Here is a 2,125-nt window from a genome sequence, read left to right as displayed (position 1 = left end):
CGCCCGGGCCGGGCCGGCGACCTTCGCCAGCACCGGCTTCGGGCACTCCCAGACCGCCGCGAGCACGTCACCCAGCATCCCGGCGGGCACCGTCCCGCTGGCGTACGCCGCCGCCGTCTCCTTCAGGTCCGCCCCGGAGCAGAAGACCGGTCCGGTGTGGTCGAGCACGATCACCCGGACCGTGTCGTCGGCGACCGCGGCGGCCAGCCCGGCCAGCAACTCGGTCATCAGCGGCGTGGAGAGCGCGTTGCGGTTGTGCGGGCTGTCCAGGGTGAGGGTGGTCACTCCGCGGGCGGTGGCGACCCGGACGAGCGCGTCGGGAGAGGTCATGTGAGGGCACACTAGTGGCCATGCCCGGCGTCCTTCCAGCAGGCGAACCCGTCCCCACCGACGGGGCGCTGCCCGCGTCCGCCCGCCCGGCCGTGGGCGACCGCGGCTTCGGGGTGTACGTGCACGTGCCCTTCTGCGCCAGCCGCTGCGGCTACTGCGACTTCAACACGTACACCGCCGACGAGTTGGGTGGCGGCGTGGGCCGGGAAGGCTACGCCGACACGGTGCTGGCCGAGCTGGCGCTCGCCGCGCGGGTGCTGGGTGAGGCTCCGCCGCCCCGGGTGGACACGGTCTTCGTCGGCGGCGGCACCCCCACCCTGCTGCCCGCCGACGACCTGGCCCGGATCCTCGACGCGATCGACCGGACCTGGGGGCTGGCCGGCGACGCGGAGGTGACCACCGAGGCGAATCCGGAGTCGGTCACCCCCGCCTCGCTGAAGGAGCTGCGGGCGGCCGGCTACACCCGGATCTCGCTGGGCATGCAGTCGGCCGCACCGGGGGTGCTCGCCGTGCTCGACCGCCGGCACAGCGCCGGCCGGGCCACGGCCGCCGCACTGGAGGCCCGCGACGCCGGGTTCGACCACGTCAACCTCGATCTGATCTACGGCACGCCGGGGGAGCGGACCGAGGACTTCGCCGCCTCGCTGGACCAGGTCGTGGCGGCGGGCGTGGACCACGTCAGCGCGTACGCCCTGATCGTCGAGGACGGCACCCGGCTGGCCGCCCGGATGCGTCGCGGCGAGCTGGCGTACCCCGACGACGACGTCGCCGCGGACCGTTACCTGGCCGCCGAGGCCGCCCTGGATGCGGCCGGTTTCTCCTGGTACGAGGTCTCCAACTGGGCCCGCACGCCGGCCGCCCGGTGCCGGCACAACCTGCTCTACTGGACCGGGGGTGACTGGTGGGGCCTCGGCCCGGGGGCGCACAGCCACGTCGGCGGCGTGCGCTGGTGGAACGTCAAGCACCCCACGGCGTACGCGGGACGCCTCGCCGCCGGGGAGTCACCCGGCCTGGCCCGGGAGGTGCTGACCCGCGACGAGGCGCACATGGAGGACGTGATGCTCCGGCTGCGGCTGGCCACCGGCCTGCCGTTGGCGGTGCTGGACGACGCCGGCCGGGCGGCCGCGGCGCGGGCGGTGGCCGAGGGCCTGCTGGCCGCGCCCGCCCACGCGGCCGGCCGCGCGGTGTTGACCCTGCGCGGCCGGCTGCTTGCCGACGCCGTGGTGCGGGACCTGCTGTCCTGACCGGCGCGTCAGCGGTTGCATGGGGGTTGCTGGCGCGCCAGCGCTTTCCGAGGGGGTTGCTGGCGCGTCAGCGCTTCACGAAGGCGTTGCTGGCGCGTCAGCGCTTCACGAAGGCGTAGCTCATCGGGTAGGCGTAGAGCGTGCCGTCGTTGGCCTTGACCCCGGCGATGATGCCGAAGATCACCGGGACGACCCAGACGATCATCGGGACGAAGAACAGGATGCCGCAGGTGATCGCGGTGAGTACCCAGCTCAACAAGCCGACGACGGCCCAGGTGAGCTGGAAGTTCAGCGCGGCCACCGAGTGCGCCCGGACGACGGGAGACTGCTGCCCGCGGGTCATCATCGCGATCAGCGGCGCCACCCAGCCGAACAGGCCGCCGCCGACGACCACGCCGAGCGGGCCACCGAAGTGGGCGATCAGGATCCAGGTCTTGTCCTCGTTGCTGCCGAAGCCGCCACCCGGGGCGCCGTAGCCGCCGGTCGGGTAACCGACACCGGGCTGGCCGCCCGGCGGCGGGTAGCCACCGGGCGGCCAGCCCGGTGTCGGT

3 protein-coding genes are annotated in these 2,125 nt (G+C 74.3%); 1 reads left to right on the top strand and 2 read right to left on the bottom strand.

The window, feature by feature from the left end:
* A partial coding sequence (locus tag C1I95_RS33555) for an enoyl-CoA hydratase-related protein (protein WP_199524035.1) occupies positions 1 to 330 on the bottom strand: 330 nt, incomplete at its 3' end.
* 20 nt (positions 331 to 350) lie between these two features.
* Here C1I95_RS33555 and hemW point away from each other — a divergent pair.
* Entirely contained in the window at positions 351 to 1,574 is a 1,224-nt protein-coding gene (gene hemW, locus C1I95_RS33550; RefSeq protein WP_111220097.1) for a radical SAM family heme chaperone HemW, read from the top strand.
* 97 nt (positions 1,575 to 1,671) lie between these two features.
* Here the strand turns inward: hemW and C1I95_RS33545 are convergent.
* The coding region (locus tag C1I95_RS33545) for a DUF4870 domain-containing protein (protein ID WP_233514053.1) at positions 1,672 to 2,125 on the bottom strand (454 nt) is incomplete at its 5' end.

The organism is Micromonospora craterilacus (assembly GCF_003236315.1).
GTDB classification, from domain to species: domain Bacteria; phylum Actinomycetota; class Actinomycetes; order Mycobacteriales; family Micromonosporaceae; genus Micromonospora; species Micromonospora craterilacus.
The sequence above is the reverse complement of the archived record's forward strand: the minus strand, read 5'-3'. Positions and strand labels throughout refer to the sequence as shown.

Bases quoted from the DNA above. Each gene is read 5' to 3' on its own strand.
- hemW (WP_111220097.1), top strand. From the start codon at position 351: ATGCCCGGCGTCCTTCCAGCAGGCGAACCCGTCCCCACCGACGGGGCG.